Genomic DNA, 233 nt, shown 5'->3' on the forward strand with positions numbered 1-233 from the left:
GAGAAAGGCATGTTCGTGCCGGACCGTTTCGTGAAAGGCACCTGCCCGAAATGTATGTCACCGGATCAATATGGCGATAACTGCGAAGTGTGTAGCGCAACGTACAGCCCAACCGAGCTGATCGACCCGAAATCGGTGTTCTCAGGCGCGACGCCGGTGCTGCGCGATTCCGAGCACTTCTTCTTTGATCTGCACTCTTTCAGCGCGATGCTGCAGGCGTGGACGCGTTCAGG

General features: G+C 57.1%; 1 protein-coding gene. It reads left to right on the forward strand.

All coding sequences use genetic code 11. The features are described 5' to 3' along the window. A partial coding sequence (locus KVT28_RS27085; RefSeq protein WP_217551426.1) for a class I tRNA ligase family protein occupies positions 1-233 on the forward strand: 233 nt, incomplete at both ends.

Origin of the sequence: Pantoea sp. GbtcB22, assembly GCF_019091025.1 — a bacterium.
GTDB classification, from domain to species: domain Bacteria; phylum Pseudomonadota; class Gammaproteobacteria; order Enterobacterales; family Enterobacteriaceae; genus Pantoea; species Pantoea leporis.